16 protein-coding genes and 1 pseudogene are annotated in these 16063 nt (G+C 70.4%); 12 read left to right on the top strand and 5 right to left on the bottom strand.

Annotated elements, in window-relative coordinates:
- Window positions 1–3: 3 nt before the first annotated feature.
- Window positions 4–1164: a hypothetical protein gene (locus ACIBBB_RS30205; RefSeq protein WP_398987557.1), complete on the bottom strand. Its 1161-nt coding sequence runs from the start codon at window positions 1162–1164 to the stop codon at window positions 4–6.
- 360 nt (window positions 1165–1524) lie between these two features.
- Here ACIBBB_RS30205 and ACIBBB_RS30200 point away from each other — a divergent pair, with 360 nt between their 5' ends.
- The 4 genes from ACIBBB_RS30200 (at window position 1525) to ACIBBB_RS30185 (ending at window position 5042) form a co-directional block, all read left to right on the top strand.
- Window positions 1525–2376 carry an aldo/keto reductase gene (locus ACIBBB_RS30200; RefSeq protein WP_398987555.1) on the top strand — a complete coding sequence of 284 codons (852 nt, stop codon included), beginning with the start codon at window positions 1525–1527 and terminating at the stop codon, window positions 2374–2376.
- Between the two features lie 106 nt (window positions 2377–2482).
- On the top strand, window positions 2483–2722 hold the full coding sequence (locus ACIBBB_RS30195) for a DUF2630 family protein (RefSeq protein ID WP_398987553.1): 240 nt from the start codon (window positions 2483–2485) through the stop codon (window positions 2720–2722).
- Between the two features lie 110 nt (window positions 2723–2832).
- Complete coding sequence (locus ACIBBB_RS30190; RefSeq protein WP_398987551.1) at window positions 2833–3711, top strand: amidohydrolase family protein; 879 nt, start codon at window positions 2833–2835, stop codon at window positions 3709–3711.
- Window positions 3712–3836: 125 nt separating this feature from the next.
- Entirely contained in the window at window positions 3837–5042 is a 1206-nt protein-coding gene (locus ACIBBB_RS30185; RefSeq protein WP_398987756.1) for a cysteine desulfurase-like protein, read from the top strand.
- Window positions 5043–5068: 26 nt separating this feature from the next.
- Here the strand turns inward: ACIBBB_RS30185 and ACIBBB_RS30180 are convergent, their stop codons facing one another.
- Entirely contained in the window at window positions 5069–5632 is a 564-nt protein-coding gene (locus ACIBBB_RS30180; RefSeq protein WP_398987549.1) for a CGNR zinc finger domain-containing protein, read from the bottom strand.
- Between the two features lie 83 nt (window positions 5633–5715).
- Here ACIBBB_RS30180 and ACIBBB_RS30175 point away from each other — a divergent pair, with 83 nt between their 5' ends.
- The 3 genes and pseudogenes from ACIBBB_RS30175 to ACIBBB_RS30165 all read left to right on the top strand — a co-directional run.
- Window positions 5716–6408 carry a haloacid dehalogenase type II gene (locus ACIBBB_RS30175; RefSeq protein ID WP_398987547.1) on the top strand — a complete coding sequence of 231 codons (693 nt, stop codon included), beginning with the start codon at window positions 5716–5718 and terminating at the stop codon, window positions 6406–6408.
- A gap of 258 nt (window positions 6409–6666) precedes the next feature.
- Window positions 6667–7809 (top strand): AI-2E family transporter, encoded by a 1143-nt coding sequence (locus ACIBBB_RS30170; RefSeq protein ID WP_398987545.1) that lies wholly within the window; start codon window positions 6667–6669, stop codon window positions 7807–7809.
- An 89-nt stretch (window positions 7810–7898) separates the two neighbouring features.
- Window positions 7899–8192: pseudogene (locus tag ACIBBB_RS30165) on the top strand (hypothetical protein); the annotation flags it as partial.
- Here ACIBBB_RS30165 and ACIBBB_RS30160 read toward each other — a convergent pair.
- On the bottom strand, window positions 8157–8762 hold the full coding sequence (locus ACIBBB_RS30160; protein WP_398987543.1) for a DUF998 domain-containing protein: 606 nt from the start codon (window positions 8760–8762) through the stop codon (window positions 8157–8159). The pseudogene ACIBBB_RS30165 and the gene ACIBBB_RS30160 overlap by 36 nt on opposite strands.
- Before the next feature lie 154 nt (window positions 8763–8916).
- On the opposite strand from ACIBBB_RS30160, the gene ACIBBB_RS30155 reads away from it, so the two are divergent.
- The gene (locus ACIBBB_RS30155) at window positions 8917–9477 is read left to right on the top strand and encodes a DinB family protein (protein WP_398987541.1); all 561 of its coding nucleotides are present in this window, start codon (window positions 8917–8919) and stop codon (window positions 9475–9477) included.
- 63 nt (window positions 9478–9540) lie between these two features.
- The gene (locus tag ACIBBB_RS30150; protein WP_398987539.1) at window positions 9541–10191 is read left to right on the top strand and encodes an exonuclease domain-containing protein; all 651 of its coding nucleotides are present in this window, start codon (window positions 9541–9543) and stop codon (window positions 10189–10191) included.
- Here the strand turns inward: ACIBBB_RS30150 and ACIBBB_RS30145 are convergent.
- Both ACIBBB_RS30145 and ACIBBB_RS30140 read right to left on the bottom strand, forming a co-directional pair.
- Complete coding sequence (locus ACIBBB_RS30145; protein ID WP_398987536.1) at window positions 10188–10790, bottom strand: hypothetical protein; 603 nt, start codon at window positions 10788–10790, stop codon at window positions 10188–10190. The two genes, ACIBBB_RS30150 and ACIBBB_RS30145, sit on opposite strands and share 4 nt — an antisense overlap.
- 223 nt (window positions 10791–11013) lie before the next feature.
- Window positions 11014–11679 (bottom strand): TetR/AcrR family transcriptional regulator, encoded by a 666-nt coding sequence (locus ACIBBB_RS30140; protein WP_398987534.1) that lies wholly within the window; start codon window positions 11677–11679, stop codon window positions 11014–11016.
- A 158-nt stretch (window positions 11680–11837) separates the two neighbouring features.
- Between ACIBBB_RS30140 and ACIBBB_RS30135 the strand changes: the two genes are divergently transcribed.
- The 3 genes from ACIBBB_RS30135 (at window position 11838) to ACIBBB_RS30125 (ending at window position 15985) form a co-directional block, all read left to right on the top strand.
- Window positions 11838–13451 carry a cupin domain-containing protein gene (locus tag ACIBBB_RS30135; RefSeq protein ID WP_398987532.1) on the top strand — a complete coding sequence of 538 codons (1614 nt, stop codon included), beginning with the start codon at window positions 11838–11840 and terminating at the stop codon, window positions 13449–13451.
- Between the two features lie 192 nt (window positions 13452–13643).
- The gene (locus ACIBBB_RS30130; protein ID WP_398987530.1) at window positions 13644–15230 is read left to right on the top strand and encodes a carboxylesterase/lipase family protein; all 1587 of its coding nucleotides are present in this window, start codon (window positions 13644–13646) and stop codon (window positions 15228–15230) included.
- A 206-nt stretch (window positions 15231–15436) separates the two neighbouring features.
- The gene (locus tag ACIBBB_RS30125; RefSeq protein WP_398987528.1) at window positions 15437–15985 is read left to right on the top strand and encodes a hypothetical protein; all 549 of its coding nucleotides are present in this window, start codon (window positions 15437–15439) and stop codon (window positions 15983–15985) included.
- The last annotated feature ends 78 nt before the right edge of the window (window positions 15986–16063 follow it).

Raw genomic sequence — 16063 nt, 5'->3', positions numbered from 1 at the left:
CGTTCAGCCGGCGGTGCGCCGCAGAAGAAGGCCGTCGCTGCCGCGTTTGATGAGATAGGCGCGGCCCGCGCAGACGGTTTCGACGCGCGGTGGCACCAGGCGGACGCTCTCCACCTCCTGCCAGGTCGCCGACGCCGCGAGCCAGGGCCGTACGCGGGCGTTCATCGCGTCCGGTTCGAGGGCGACGAAGACGTGGTCGGTGGGCAGCCGGTCCAGCAGGGCGAGGTCCTGGCCGTAGTAGAGCATCTCGATGAGCAGGTGGGCCCCGGCGCGCGGGTGCCCGTCCTCGGTGAGATCCGCGAGATCGTCGGCGGAGACCCGCACACTCCCGGTGCCCCTCACGGCCTCCGTGAGGCGCGTCCTGAACAGCGGGTTGGGCTCCGTGGCGTGTACGGCGCCGCCGGCCGCGATCAGACGGCGCGTCAGAGCGCCTTCGCACGCGCCCACTTCGACCAGCGAATCGCCGGTCTCGGCGCGATGGCCCAGCACCCAGGCGGCGGTGGCGTCCAGTCGGTCCTTCTCGTACGGGGAACTGCCGAACTCCCAGGGGTCCGGGATGGACGCGGCCTCGTCGTCCAGGCTCGCCAGCAGGGCGAAGAGCCGTTCGCGCTCATCGGCGTCGGTGTGGAAGAAGCGCTCGGTGGCGGGGATGCGGGGGGTCTGGACCACGTACTCCGCCGACTCCGCCGTGAGCAGGTGCTCGCACGCCCGGTTCACGAAGTCGAGCTTGGTGGCGATCGGTTCACGGTCCAGCGAACGGTCGAAGTCGCTCACGACCTGGAGGAACGGCGAGTAGCCGACGGCGTGCCGCACCTCGTGGCCCGCGCAGCCGATCGCCGTGTCGCGGCCGACCTTGCCGCGGCTGCGACGGTTGTCGGCCGGTGAGTGGGTCCAGACGACCGCGTCGCGGTCGCCGCCGAGTTCGCGTACGGCCTCGCGTACGAGCTCCGCCAGGGAGGCGGGACCGGGCGACCCGGCCCCGTCGTCGGCCGGGCGCACGTGCCGCGCGATGTCGGCGAGCCGCGCGGCGGGGCTCTGCTCGGCAGGGAAGGCGAGAGTCCGGCCGTGATCGGCGAGGACGAGGGCGGCCTCTCCGTCGGCGAGAACGGACAGGAAGTCGAGTACGGCGTCTTCGGCGCGGAGTACAACAACGATGTCGATCACAGGATCGGTCCTCTGTACGGAACGGACGTGCCGCAAGTGGCACACGTTAGGTCTAGACCACTGCGTGGTGCAAGGGACGGCGTTCTCGAAGGGTGTGTCTCGGCCTTCCGGGTCCCCGGTCCCGTCCCTACCCGACCGGACACCCCACCCGACGGATCCACGGGCGCCGACCGCGGTCGGCCGCGGTTGACAGGCAGCGCCCTGGTGAGAGCCTTGAAGGGGTACGGGACGACGAACGGTCCGCGTGGCTGAAAGATGACCATCCTGCCCGCCCGCGGTGAGGCAGGCCCGGAACGCGGGGGCAGTTGGCGGGGACCGGGGCGGCTCGTCCGAGAGCTCGACCGAGAGGAGGGGCCCGCGATGGGACCGACACCGGACGTCCGCACCGTCCGGCTTCCCTCGGGAGAACGCGTTCCCGTGCTGGGACAGGGCACCTGGGGCTGGGCGGAGGACCCGTCGCGCCGCGCCGGTGAGAAGGAGTCCCTGCTGCTGGGACTCGACCTGGGCCTGACGGTGGTCGACACCGCCGAGATGTACGGTCAGGGCGCCGCGGAGGAACTGCTGGGTGAGACTCTCGCGGACCGCCGCGACGACGCCTTCCTGGTGACCAAGGTGCTGCCGTACAACGCGGGCCGGATGGACACCGTCAACGCGTGCGAGCGCAGTCTGAAGCGCCTGCGGACCGATCGCATCGACCTCTACCTGCTGCACTGGCGCGGCTCCGTGCCGCTGGAGGAGACGGTCGCCGCCTTCGAGGAACTGCGGCGCGCGGGCAAGATCCGCCACTGGGGAGTCAGCAACTTCGACCCGGCGGACCTGCGGGATCTCGCGGAGGTGACGGGCGGCGACGCGATGGCCACGAACCAGGTCCTCTATAACCTGACCCGGCGTGGAATCGAGTACGACCTGCTGCCGGGATGCCAGGGGAGGGGCGTCCCGGTCATGGCGTACTCACCGGTCGAGCAGGGACGGCTGCTGTCCGCCCCGATCCTCGAAACCGTGGCTCATCCCCACCGGGCCACCCCGGCGCAGGTGGCCCTGGCCTGGGTCCTTCGCCGGAGCGACGTGATCGCGATCCCCCGGGCGGGCCGTCCGGAGCACGTACGCGAGAACCACGCCGCGCTCGCACTCGCCCTGACCGACGACGACCTGACCGTCCTCGACGCGGCTTTCCCGCCCGCCCGGGGCCCGGTGCCGCTGGAGATGCTGTGAGCGGCGGCGGACACCGTAGTGGCGGGCGCGGGCAGTCCGGGTACAGGCACGTTCCGGCTCGCGGCGGCGGACATCGACGGAGGTCCGGACACCGACGGAGGTAGTGATGGCCGACGACATTCTGCAGACCATCGACACGCTGGTCGCCGAGGAACGCCAACTCCGTGACCGGGCGCCCGGCAAGGGGCTCGCCCCGGAGGAACGAGCACGGCTCCAGGTGCTCGAGGAGCGGCTGGACCAGTGCTGGGACCTGCTGCGGCGGCGCAGGGCCGGGGCGGATGCCGGCGAGGACCCGCAGCGGGTCGAACCCCGCCCGGTCGCCGAGGTCGAAGGCTACGAGCAATGAGCGCACCCCGGGGGGCGGGGGCGGCGGCCGCGGGCCGGGGGAGAGGGGCCGCGGAACCGCCGACCGTCCGCCGGTCGCGGACGACGACGTAAAGGAAAGGGCGGCCCGTCATGGCAGCCAGCACCCACGACCGGCCGGCCGTCAGCCCCCGGCTCGACACGCACCAGTACTTCTGGAGCCTCGACCAGATCGCGCGTGGCCACTTCCCGTGGATGCCGCTGAAAGGTGTGCTGCGCGAGGACCACTCTCCCGAGCGTCTGGAACCGCACGTCAGGGCCGCCGACGTGGGCGGCACGGTGGCCGTCCAGGCGGCGGCGAATCTCGAAGAGACCCTGACCCTTCTGGACATCGCGCGGTCCACCCCGTTCGTCCTCGGCGTGACGGGGTGGGCGGACCTCGCCCGCCCGGACGCCGCCGACACGCTCGAACGCCTCGCCGCCGACGAGAACCTCCTCGCCGTCCGCCCGATGATCCACGACATCGAGGACCCGAGGTGGGTGACCCGGCCGGAGGTCCGTACCAGCCTCGGCACGCTGAGCAACCTCGGCCGCCGCTTCGAGGCACTCACCCGCCCCGAACACCTGCCGGCCCTCGCCGAAGCCATCGAGGCCGTGCCGGAACTGCCCGTCGTGATCGACCACCTCTCCAAGCCCCACTACCGGTGGGACGAGGACGAATCGTGGCGTACGTGGATGGCCCGCTGCGCCGAACGCCCCACCACCTACTGCAAGATCTCCGGCATGCTCACCGAGGTCGGCCCCGTGTGGCACGCCGACGACTTCCAGCCGTACGTCGATTTCCTCTTCGACACGTTCGGGACGGACCACGTGATGTTCGGGAGCGACTGGCCGGTCTCCCGCCAGCGCCTCGAATACCCGGACGTCGTGGACCTCACGGACCACCTCGTGTCCGGCCTGTCGCCCGTGGAGGCGGAGGCGTTCTGGCGGGGCAACGCGGAGAGCTTCTACGGAGTCGTCCTGACGCCGTAGCGGGAGGCGCGCGGCGGGGCCGATGGCAGCAGCCCCGGGGGCGGAGGCGTCTGCGATGATCGGCCCGGAGCGCGAGCCCGGAGGAGCCGGGGTGTGTGACAGGACCGGGAGCGGTGAGGGATTTCATGACGTACGACGTCGAGGCGGTACGGGCCCGCTTTCCCGGTCTGCGAGCCGGAGTCGCGCGCTTCGACGGCCCCGGCGGCACGCAGATGCCCTCCCCGGTCATCGAGGCCGTCACCGACGCGCTGAGCAATCCGCTGTCGGTCAGGGGATCGGTGGCTCCGGGAGAGATCAACGCCGAGACGATCGTGCGCGATTTCCGGCGGGCGATGGCCGATCTTCTGGGCGCGCGGGAAGCGGGGATCGTCGTCGGGCGCAGCGCGACCCAGCTCACGTACGACTTCTCCCGTGTACTGGCCCGGAGTTGGGCGCCCGGTGACGAGGTGGTGGTGAGCCGCCTGGACCACGACTCCAACATCCGCCCCTGGGTGCAGGCCGCCGAGCGGGCCGGCGCCGTGGTGCGCTGGGCGGACTTCGATCCGGCCACGGGCGAACTGCCCGTGGCGTCCGTCGGCGCCCTGCTGACCGACCGCACGCGGGTGGTCGCGGTGACCGCCGCCTCGAACCTGATCGGGACGCGGCCGGACGTGGCGGCGATGGCCGACCTCGCCCACCGGGCGGGAGCGCTGCTGTATGTCGACGGTGTGCACTTCGCCGCGCACGCCCTCGTGGACATCGAGGCGCTCGGCGCGGACCTTTTCGTCTGCTCGCCGTACAAGTTCTTCGGCCCCCACCACGGCGTACTCGCCGCTTCCACGCGGCTGCTGGAGACCCTGCGACCGGACAAACTGGCGCCGTCGACCGACGCGATACCGGAGCGTTTCGAGCTCGGCACCCTCCCGTACGAGGCCCTCGCGGGCACCCGCGCCGCGGTGGACTTCATCGCGGACCTCGCCCCGGGCACCGCCGGAGACCGGCGCGAGCGTCTCCGGTCCGCCTTCGCGTCGATCGAGGGCCACGAGACGGCGCTGTGCAGGAGCATGGAGGAGGCGCTGTCCCAACTCGACGGCGTGACACGGCACTCCCGCGCGGCGCTGCGAACCCCCACGATGCTGCTCACCTTCAAGAACCGCACCGCGTCCGACGCCTACCACTTCCTCGCCCGCTCCCACGTACACGCACCCGCGGGCTCGTTCTACGCCCTGGAAGCATCCCGTCGTCTCGGGCTGGGAGACGCGGGCGGCCTGCGCGTGGGCCTGTCCCCGTACAACAACGCGGACGACGTCGAACGCCTCATGGCGGGCCTGAGGGCGTTCCTACGCTCCTGACCCGTCCGCCGCACGTGCGGGATTGGTCACGCCGGGTCCCCGCCCTCGCCCGCCGCCGAAGCGCGTCTGCGCGCTCGGTAAGCCGCCGCCTTCACCCGGTTGCCGCACTCGTCCATCCCGCACCAGGTGCGGCGGGCGCCGCGGGAGCGATCGAGGTAGATACGGGTGCAGGTGGCGCGACCGCACTCCTTGAGGTGGGCGTCGGGGTCCGCGAGCACGACGACAGCGCTTCTGGCTATGTGGGAGAGGACCGCGGCGAGATCTCCCGACACGCGCAGCCCCGCGTCGCTGAGCCTGATCGAGGGCACCGGCCGGGCCGCCATGTCGTTGACGATCTTGAGACCGCCGGGATCGAAGGGCCGGCCGAGCACGCGGTCGAGAGCGAGTTGGTAGGCCGCCTCGCGCAGTGACAGCGCGGACTCGAAGGTCGCGAGGTCGGCGGTCACGCGGTCCGGGAGCCCGTCACATTCGGCGACCCATCGCTCAAGGTCCGGTGGCGCGGCCAAGCCGTCGACGGGCATGTCCCGGCGCGACACCACGGTGCCTGCCAGATCGAGGGCCGGGTCGCCGCTCACGTACGCGAAATCCACGTCACCATCTTGACCGGTGACGAGACCGGTGACAAGGTCGTCACCTGCTGAACCGGTGACAGGTGCTACGAACGGGAGACCGCATGACCGAGATCCGCGGCATCGAGGTCGTCGTCTTCGACGTCCTCGGCACACTCGTCGACGAACCGGGCGGGCTTCGAGCGGAAATCCGCGAGGCGCTGCCCGAGGCGGACGACGCGGCGGTCGACGGACTGCTCACTCTGTGGCAACGGCATGTCGAGGCCGAACAGCAACGCATCGCGCGAGAGGAGCGCCCGTACGCCAACAGCGAGACCATCGATGCCGAGGCCGCTCACCGGGTGGCCGACCACGCCGGACTCGCGGATCCGGCGGCCATCGCACGGCTGGCCACGGCGGGGCAGCGCCTGCCACCTTGGGGCGACTCGGTCGCCGGCCTCGAAAGACTCGCGGGGCGCTTCCCGGTGCTCGGCCTCTCCAACGCCGGCCGCACCGCCCTCCCGCGCCTCAGCGCACACGCCGGTCTGCGCTGGCACCAAGCCCTCTCCGCCGAAGCCGCCCTGGCCTACAAACCGGCCCCGGAGGTCTACCAACTCGCCCTCGCCACCGCCGGATGCCCCCCGGAGCGCGTCCTCATGGTGGCGGCCCACGCCTGGGACCTCCGCGGCGCCCAGGCGAACGGCATGCGCACGGCGTACGTTCACCGCCCGGTGGGGGACCCACCGAGGGGCACGGACGCCTTCGACGGCCGGTTCGACGGCCTGGCCGAACTGGCCACCGCGCTGACGGCGAGGTAGGGCGCTACGCCTGCCGCGACGGGCCGGGGCTGGACCGGCTCAGAGACTTCGCGTCCGGTCTCGCGGAGTTGCTGACGCGACGAACGTGGAAGCCCTCTCCGGCACACAGCAGTTCGGACACACACCGTCCTCAACTGGGCGGTCCTGTCAGGCAATTCGGGCGTTCGGAGCCCGCGCCCGAAGGCCGGTCCGCCGTCGGCGGTGTGCGGGGCGACGGCGGTCGTGAGGGGTGGAGGGGGTGCCCATAAGGTGATCCTCATGTCTGCCACGTTGAGTTCTACGAAGTCCCGCGCCGCGCTCCGCACGTCGGCCCGTATCTCCGTCGAGTTGCTGGTGATCCTTGTCGTGGCCGCGGCGGCTCTCTGGCTTCTGGGGCAGATGTGGTCGGTCGTCTGGCCGCTCATCGTCGGTCTGCTCCTGACCACGCTGACCTGGCCCGTGGCCCGTTTTCTGCGTCGGCACGGGTGGCATCCCGCCCTGGCCGCCTCAGTCGTGATGCTGCTGTTCTTCATGGTCGCCGCCGGTGTCGTGGCTCTGATCGCCGTGCCGGTGGCGTCCCAGTCGGGCGAGTTGACGAGCGGGGTGAGTGACGGCATCGAGAAGGTGCGCGACTGGGCCTCTGGGCCGCCGCTGAACATCGGCGAGGACGAGATCACCGGCGCGCTCGACAGCGCGGCCGCCAGGGTCCAGGGCAGTGTCGGCACGCTGGTCAACGGCATCCTCACGGGTGTGAGCACGGTGGTCAACGGCGTCGTCACCGCCGTCCTGGCGCTCTTCCTGATGTTCTTCTTCCTCAAGGACGGACCGAGGTTCCTGCCGTGGCTGACCCGCCAGCTTCCCGGCCGCCTCGCCACCGACATCCCGGTGGTGTTCGCCCGCGGTTGGGAGACCCTCGGCGCGTTCGTGCGTTCCCAGGCGTTCGTCGGTCTGCTCGACGCCGTCTTCATCGGCCTCGGCCTGTGGATCGTGGGCGTACCCCTCGTACTCCCGCTGGCCGTGCTGACGTTCATCTCCGCGTTCGTCCCCGTCGTGGGCGCACTGTTCGCCGGACTGGTCGCGGTGCTCATCGCGTTGGTGTCGAACGGCCCGACGGACGCGCTGATCGTGCTGGCGATCATCATCGTGGTGCAGCAGCTCGAAGGAAACGTGTTCCAGCCCATGATCCAGAGCCGGGGGCTCGGCCTCCACGCGGCGGTGGTCCTGCTGGCGGTGACGCTCGGTGCCAGCCTGGCGGGCATCGTGGGCAGCCTGCTCGCCGTACCGGCCGCCGCGTTGACAGGGGTGGTCTGGACGTACGTACGTGAACAGCTCACCGACGACGCACCACAGGACCCGACCACCGGCCGGCCGGCTCCCGCCATCCCGCCGCCCACCACCGGTGACGGTGTCCCGACGCCGTAGCGGCGGGGATCCACCGCGGCGCGTCCGATCGCCGGCCTGCCGGGGGCCCGGGGCCCGGGGCCCCGGCAGGCCGCTCCTACGCCAAGGAGATGCGGCGGCTGATCCTCGGGCCGCTCGGGCTCACCGGCACCGTGGTGCCGGGCGCCTCGCCGGAGATCCCCGAGCCGCACGCCCACGGCTACTACGGGTACGACGACGCCGGCCAGTGGCAGGTGGCGGACACCACCCGCTTCAACCCCTCCTGGATCTCCGCCGCCGGAGACATGATCTCGACCAGCCAGGATCTCCACACGTTCTTCTCCGCGCTGATGAGCGGCAAGCACCTGCCTGCGTCACCCGCCGGTTCGTCAGGGTCCTGCCGGGACGGGCCGACCGCGCCAGACCCGGCAGGAGACGGCCACCACCAGCGGCCACACGGCCTGAACGAAGGTCACCACCCGCTCGGCAACCCCCGGCGCCTCCCCGTTCTGCAACTCCAGCGCGAACCACGCGGCGCCCGCGCACATCAGTACGCTCGCGATGACCGACACCTTGAGATTCAAGCCCCAAGGCACGCTTTTGCCGCCACCTCTCGCGGCCAGGGCGGGCCAGATCGCGAGCAGTACGAAGCCGGTACCGGCCACCAGCCCGTGTTTCAGGGCCCCACCGCTGACGGGCGCGGGCACCAGTGTCAGAGCCATGGCTGACACCCCGCCACCGGCCAGGGTGAGCCGCCCGAGGAACTTGGCCTCCCGCAGTCCGTGCGCCGTCGTCACGTACGACATCCCCAGCACGATCAGTACGCCTGTCATCAGCCAGTAGCCACGGGCACCGTAGGACGCCAGTACGCTGAGTGTGTCATCCGTGGGGTCGTAGGCAGGTCCTTGCAGATGTTGCGCAATCGTCGAACCGCCGACCAAAAACACAGGGGCACCTGCCGCGGACAGCAGGACCCACCAGGGGGCACGTTCCATCGCCCCACCGTAAACATCAGGTGGTATGTCCTCCCGATGACACACACTCGGCAGCAACTCATCCTTATCCTGGCGGAAGCCCCACAAGCACACCCGTTCGACCACAACATAAAACGCTCGCGGGTTCGGGCCGTCACAGACGAACATGGAACGCATGAGTGACCAACCCGCACGATGGACCCGGGCGACCGTCTACCCCGACATGTGGGCCGACCCGGACGACGACCCACGCAACACCGAAGGAGTCAGTCCGGACGGCGAGCTCGCGACGCTGCGGGACTTCCTGACGGACTATCGCACGACCCTGCGGATGAAGTGCGAGGGCCTGGACGCGGAGCAGCTGGGCCGTCGCTCGGTTCCGCCGTCGACGATGTCACTGCTCGGTCTGCTCCGCCACCTCGCCGAGGTGGAGCGGGACTGGCGCAACTGGATCACCGACGGTGATCCGCTGCCGAAGCTCTACGGCGACGGCGGCGGGGACTTCCACGGAGCCGTCGCGGACGAGGCCGTGGTCGAAGCCGCGTACTCCGCTCTGGCGCGAGAACAGGCCGCGACCGACGCCAAGCTCGACGAGCACCCGGATCTGGGCGAACGTCTGGGGAAGGACGGCATCGCGGTCCGGGAGCTGATGGTGCACAGGATCGACGAGTACGCCCGCCACTGCGGGCACGCCGACCTGTTGCGCGAGTGCGTCGACGGAAGGGTGGGTCAGTAAGGGGGGAGGCCGGAGCCGAAATCCGGGTGACCCGGGGCGGGGCGCTCCCTAGGCTCACTCCTCATGGACGTGGGCGAGCACCTGCTGAACGTGGTCGATGTCGAAGCGACGTGCTGGGAGGGACAGCCGCCGCCCGGCCAGGCGAGCGAGATCATCGAGATCGGGCTTACGGTGGTGGACCTGCGTGCGGGCGAACGCCTCGCCAAGCACCGGCTGCTGGTACGCCCGGCCCGGTCGGAGGTGAGCCCGTTCTGTACGGAGCTGACAGGGCTGACGCGGTCCGAGGTGGACGGGGGCCTGTCTTTCGCCGAGGCATGCCGGGCACTGGCCGCACAGCACCGAACGGCGCTGCTGCCCTGGGCGAGTTGGGGCGACTACGACCGTAACCAGTTCACCCGTCAGTGCGGGCGGACAGGTACGGAGTACCCCTTCGGCCGCCGTCACACCAACGCGAAGGTCTCCTTCACCGCCTCCTACGGCCTGCGGCGACGCCCCGGAATGGCCCAGGCGCTGGCGGTGGCGGGCCTCCCGCTGGAGGGCCGCCACCACCGGGGCGACCACGACGCGTGGAACATCGCCGCACTCGTGCTGGATCTGTCCGGCCGCGGGGACTGGCCCGTCGACCAGGACTCGCGCCGGTCCTGGACGGGGTCGGCCGGCAAATGGTGCGCCCCCGGCCCTGCCGGACCCGGCCGGGGGCCGGACACGCCTTAGTAGAGCTTGGCGACGGCGGTGCGGGTGCTGGCGCGGAACGGGTCCAGTTCCTCGGAGAGTGTCCAGCCGAGGTGGCCGATCTCCAGGACCGTGACAGTGCGGCCGTCGCGGCCCACGGAGATCAACTGGGCGTCGGCGGTGCCGATCTCGGGGTGGGAGGTGTCCACGTTGTAGACGTCGGCCCCTTCTTCGACATTGATCCTGCCGTGGTAGAAGGCCTCGCCGATGATGCCGTCGGCCGCGAGCCGGTCGAGGCATCCGGCGATCCGCTGGTCGATCTTGGCCACCAGTGCCTTCGCCTTCGCGGTGGTGGCGGCGACGGTGGTGGTCTGGCGGCCGGTGGTGTCCAGGTCGGTACGGAAGTCCCGGTAGGAGGATCCGCTCGCGGGAACGACTCCGGCTGTGCATACGGAGCCGTACTCCGGGAGGCCCCTCTGTACGGGCTCGGCCGTCCACGGGGTGCTGGCGGCGGGCAGTTGCGCCGCGCTGAGGAACTTGGGCGCCGGCGGAGCGGCGGCCGTGGCGGTGGCGAGCGAGGCGAGGGTCAGGCCCGTCACCGTCGCGGTCAGGACGGCGGTGCGGATCGCGTTCGTGTTCATTGGTCGGGCTCCCCGTTGTTCGTGGCCGGCTGAACGTCTCACCAGCATTGGCGGGCCCGGCCCGGCGCGACAAGACACTCAGCCACGTGCGGAACGCCTGGGACCGTTCCACCCCAGCTGACGTGCCGTTACGTACCGGGAGAGGAACGCCCGACGGAACGGCGGGGCCCTGTCTCCGACACACCGTCAGTGAGTATCGCCGGAGTGATGACGGGCGGTCCGGCTACGCGGGGCACGGATCCTCGGCGCCCAGACTCCGGCGGAAGATCATGGCGATGGTCGCCATCAGCTCGTCCTCATCCGACCGGGTGTGCTCACGCATGAAGAGCATGTAGCAGTTGCGCTCGAACATCCAGCACGCGGCAGTGGCGATGGCGAGGGCGTCACCGTTACGAGGAAGGACACCCCGGTCCCGGTCGCGTTCGACCGCCGAGGCCACGATGGCGGCGCAGCGGTTCATATACGCCTGCCAGATCTCGCGGAGAGCCGGCCGGCGGCCCAGCAGATCGACGGCGGCGATGAGCAGGGGGGAGCTGCGGCGCCACATGGCCAGGCCGATGGTGAGGAGGTCGTCGATGCAGACGTCGAGGGACTCGTCCGGAACCTTCGCGGCCCGCTCTTCGACCGCCGCGATCAAGCCGTCGACGGTGCGCGCGATCGCGGTCTCGGCGAGAGCGTCCTTGCTGGCGAAGTAGAAGTACACGGCCGGCCGGGAGAGCCCGGTGTGCTGGGCGACGTCCGCGATGGTGATCCGTTCCAGGGGCTTCGTGACCAGGAGCGCCTCGACGCTGTCGAGCAGCGCGCTCTCCTGGCGATCGCCTCTGCTGAGTGTGGGACGTCGACTACCGCTGCGTGGGCCCCCGGCGGCCGAGGAGTTCGCTGAGCTCATGCGCACACGATAGCGATGGCCGATGAGCCACCTGACGCGATGTCGATTGACCTGACACTGTGTTGACTTTACTCGTCGCCATGTTGAGACTGAGAGGGCAGCGACGGACTTCGAAGCCAGACAGAAGATGACGCGATTCCTCGACAAGGAATGCAGCCATGAAAAGAAATCTCCTGGTGTATCCGCCTGGCCTGCCCGACCGACGCGTGGCGGCAGACGGAGAAAGAGTCACCGAACGGTCATACACAGAACTCGCCCTCGCGCGGCTCAGGAACATGTGCGCGGCGCTGGAACCCGAAGGACCCGCGTTCGGCGACGCAGAGGCGGAGCTGCTGTGCGCGGTCACAGAACCATGGGGGAGACATGAGATCCCCACTCGTCTCGACTACCACTCACTGGCCTCCAACGACGGAGCTCCGATCGAGTTGTCGATGGGGTTCCAGCGCGGTTCCGGCCCTGAACTCCGTGCGACGTGGGAGGCACTGGGGGAGCGGCCCGGAGCCGCGGGCAGACAGTTGGCCGCCCGGGAGGCGACCCGGTCGCTTCGGGAGTACACGGGGGTTTGCCTGGAGCGGTACGCGACCGTAGAGGACTTGTTCATGCCACGAGGCTCGCCGCCGCAGTGGTCGGCGATCCACTCGGTGGTCTGGGCGGCGGGCCGGACGCCGATGTTCAAGGTGTACCTCAACCCCCAGGCGCGAGGAGCTGGGGAGGCGCCGGATCTCGTCGCGGAGGCCATGCGACGGCTGGGCCTGGCGAAGGCGTGGGACAAGGTGGACCGGCACCACGACGGGGCTCTGAACGGCGAAGGCCAGGAGCTCGTCTACGTCGCCCTCGATCTCGCGGCCACGCCCGAGGCGCGGGTGAAGGTCTACCTACGGCACGCGGACGCCGATCCGGCCGGACTGGAACGGGCCGCGCGAGTCGCATCCCGCCACCGTCGTGGCCGGGTCGAAGAAGCGTGCCACGCCGCATCGGCCCCCTTGAGCCCCAAACCCCCCATCACCACCCTGACCCTGCGCGGCGCCGAGGATGAGCCGGCCACGAGCACCCTGTACTTCCCGCTCTCGCCCAACGTCCGCCACGACGCGGCCGGTCGCGCGGTGGTGGCAGCCGTCTTCGAGGAGGCCGGGCTGGACTCCGGGCCCTGCTTCCGGGCCTTGGACGCGCTGGCCGGCGACACCGCGCCCGAGCTGTCACACATGCTCAATTACGTGGGTATCACCGGCCAGGAGCGCGTGACCGTCTTCACGTCGCTGGAGGCCCACCCCGTACCGCTGACCTGGCCGTACCCGCGGCCCCCACACGTTCCGACCCCATACCGCGGGTTGGGCGACCCATCGACAGAAGGAGAAGCGGTGGAGACCACCAACGGTCCGGCACACGACGACATCGTCCACATCCCCGGCGCCGGCACCTACGAAAGCAAGCAAGGATTTCCCGTGTTCGCCGGCATATCGAGCAAGACCGCCGGCTCCCGCGGGCTGTGCATGCATCTGCTGACCGTCCCGCCGGGAGGCAAAGAAGTCCCGCACCTGCACGAGGACCACGAATCGGCCATCTATGTCATCTCCGGCCGCGCAGAAGGACGTTACGGGCAGGGTCTGAAGAAGACCATCACCATCGAAGCCGGTGACTTCGTCTACATCCCGGCCGGAGTACCTCACCAGCCCGCCAACGCCAGCACGACCGAGAACCTCGTCGCCATCATCGCCAGGACCGATCCCAACGAACAGGAATCCGTCGTCGTCCTTCCCGAGCCCTCCACCTGAGGCTTCCCGCGACAGCCCTCCCCGCGGCCCACACCCAAGAAAAATGGACGCCTCGCCGCCCGAACAAATCGGTTCGCCCACGCCCCGGTTCGGTGGGACGATCCGCGGGAGCGGCATGCCGGGACGGCGCTCCACGCCCGCGTGCCGATGGAGCCGTTCGATCGGGCTCGTTTTTTCCGAAAGGTAGCTGTCATGTCCGTTGCCGCGCCCCGGCCGTCCGGCTCCCCGTCCGATCCGGTGGTCCGCACGGCGGCAGGGCTGGTGCGCGGCTCCCGGGAGGGGAGCCTGGCCGTCTTCCGGGGGATCCCGTTCGCCGAACCGCCCGTTGGCGCGTTGAGGTTCGCCGCGCCGCGCGCGGCGCGGGGGTGGGACGGGAAACGGCATGCGCTCGCGTTCGGACCTCCGCCACCGCAGGCCGGGTTCTTCGGGATGGACGAGCGGGCCCGGCAAGCGGCCGGGCATGACTGGCTGACGGTCAATGTCTGGTCGCCCGAGCCGGGTCCGGGCGCGGGCCTCCCGGTGATGGTGTGGATCCAGGGCGGCGCGTACGTGATCGGCATGTCCGGGCTGCCCGAATACGACGGCGGCCGCCTGGCGCGGGAGGGCAGCGTCGTACTGGTGTCGTTCAACTACCGTGTGGGGATCGAGGGCTTCGCCCAGATCGACGGGGCACCGGCCAACAGGGGACTGCTCGACCAGGTCGCCGCGCTGGAGTGGGTACGCGACAACATCCGATCCTTCGGCGGCGACCCGGACCGGGTCACGGTCTTCGGCCAGTCGGCAGGCGGCGGGTCTGTCGCCGCGCTGATGGCGATGGGGCGTGCGCAGAGGCTCTTCCGCCGGGCCGTGGCGCAGAGCGTGCCGGGCACCTTCTTCTCGCCGGAACTCGCCGCCGACATCGCCACCGCCTGCGCCTCCGAACTGGGGCTGCGGCCAACGACGGCCGACCTGTCGTCGGTGGACCCGATCCGACTCTCCGGCGCGGGCGACGCCCTTACGGCCAAGCTTGCCCAGCGGGTCCTGCGTTGGGGGCGTCCCGCGCACCGGCAGATCCCGTTCGCGCCTGTGGTCGACGGTGATGTCCTTCCCGTCACTCCGTGGCGGGCACTGGCCGACGGCTCCGGCCGGGACATCGAACTCGTCGCGGGACACACACGCGACGAACACCGGCTGTTCGGCCTGATCGACGGCACGCTCGGCCAAGTGTCCGAGGAGGCGGCTTCGACCGCCCTGCGGGTGTACGCCCCTGGCCCCGACGGTCCACGACGCTACCGCCAGGCTTTCCCGTCGGCCGACCCGAACGAGCTGTACGAACTGGTCCACGAGGACTGGCTGTTCCGCATGCCGTCCCTCCACCTCGCCCACGCGCAGCTCGCGGGCGGTGGCCGCGCCCACGTCTACGAACTGACGTGGCCCGCGCCGGGCATGGGCGGCGCGCTAGGGGCCTGCCACGGCCTGGACGTGCCGCTCATCTTCGGCAACCTGGAGGCCGGACAAGCAGCGGGGCTGATCGGCGACGACCCTTCGCCGGAGGCGGAGGCGCTGTCGACCCGTATGCGCGCCGCGTGGACGGCGTTCGCCACCCATGGCGACCCCGGCTGGCCCGCGTACGACACCACGGAACGCCTGACCCAACTCTTCCACACACAACCGGCCGTCGGGCCGTACCCGGAGGAGCCCTCTCGTCTGCTCTGGGAGGACCATGTGTTCCCGGCTCTGCCACTGATCGACAGCCCCCAGGGCGGTAGCGTCCCGTCAGCAGGGCCGGGAGTGAGGTGAGAACGCGAGGCGCAGACATGTGTTGGCCACGGTGGATCGCGGTCGGACGCAGGGATCCGCCCGTCCTGTACGCGCGGGCCGCCCAACAGACGAGGTCGACATCACCGCGAGGGTGTGCCGCACTTGTGTTCCCTGTCACTCACACCACAGTCCCACTGGGGCACATGGGTAGAGTCCACTCCCAACACCCCAGCCGAGGAGCCCTCATGCGCACGCAGGAGAACAACACACTCAAGACCCAGTACGCGGACCAAGTCGCCGCCGACCTTGAGCGCAATACCGTGGAGCAGGAGCGTATCCGTGCGGAAGTCGCCTCTCTACAGGCGCGGCTGAGCGGTCTGGAGCAGGACCACGAACTGCTCGTAGGCGTGCGCGCGGCACTCGGCGACACCGGAACGGTTCAGGCACCCACGCGCCGTACCGGCAGGAAGTCACCCACACCGGCGAGGAGTTCGTCGGCCAGGAAGACCGCCCGGAAGCAGGCCGCCCCCCTCACCGAACTGATCCACGAGTACCTGAAGGAGCAGTCGGAACCGCGTACGGCCGCCGAGATCGCGAAGGCGCTCACCGCCGTGCACCCGAACCGCAACATCAATGACAACCTCGTGCGCACCACGACGGAACGTCTGGTCGCGCGCAGCCGTGTGGAACGGTCCAAGCAGGGCGCCACCGTCCACTACACGGCGTCCCAGCAGGACGACTCCGCGAGCACCCCGGCTCCGGCCGACAAGGAACCCGCGTCCACAGGAGCCTGACCTTGCGGCGACGGGTCCTCCGCCCCCCCCAGACCCCATGGGCAGCGCCCTGCCCTGCGCGTACCTCCCCCTCGTGCT

It is taken from the genome of Streptomyces sp. NPDC051217 (assembly GCF_044455465.1).
Classification (GTDB): domain Bacteria; phylum Actinomycetota; class Actinomycetes; order Streptomycetales; family Streptomycetaceae; genus Streptomyces.
This window is presented reverse-complemented; position numbering and strand designations above follow the sequence as displayed.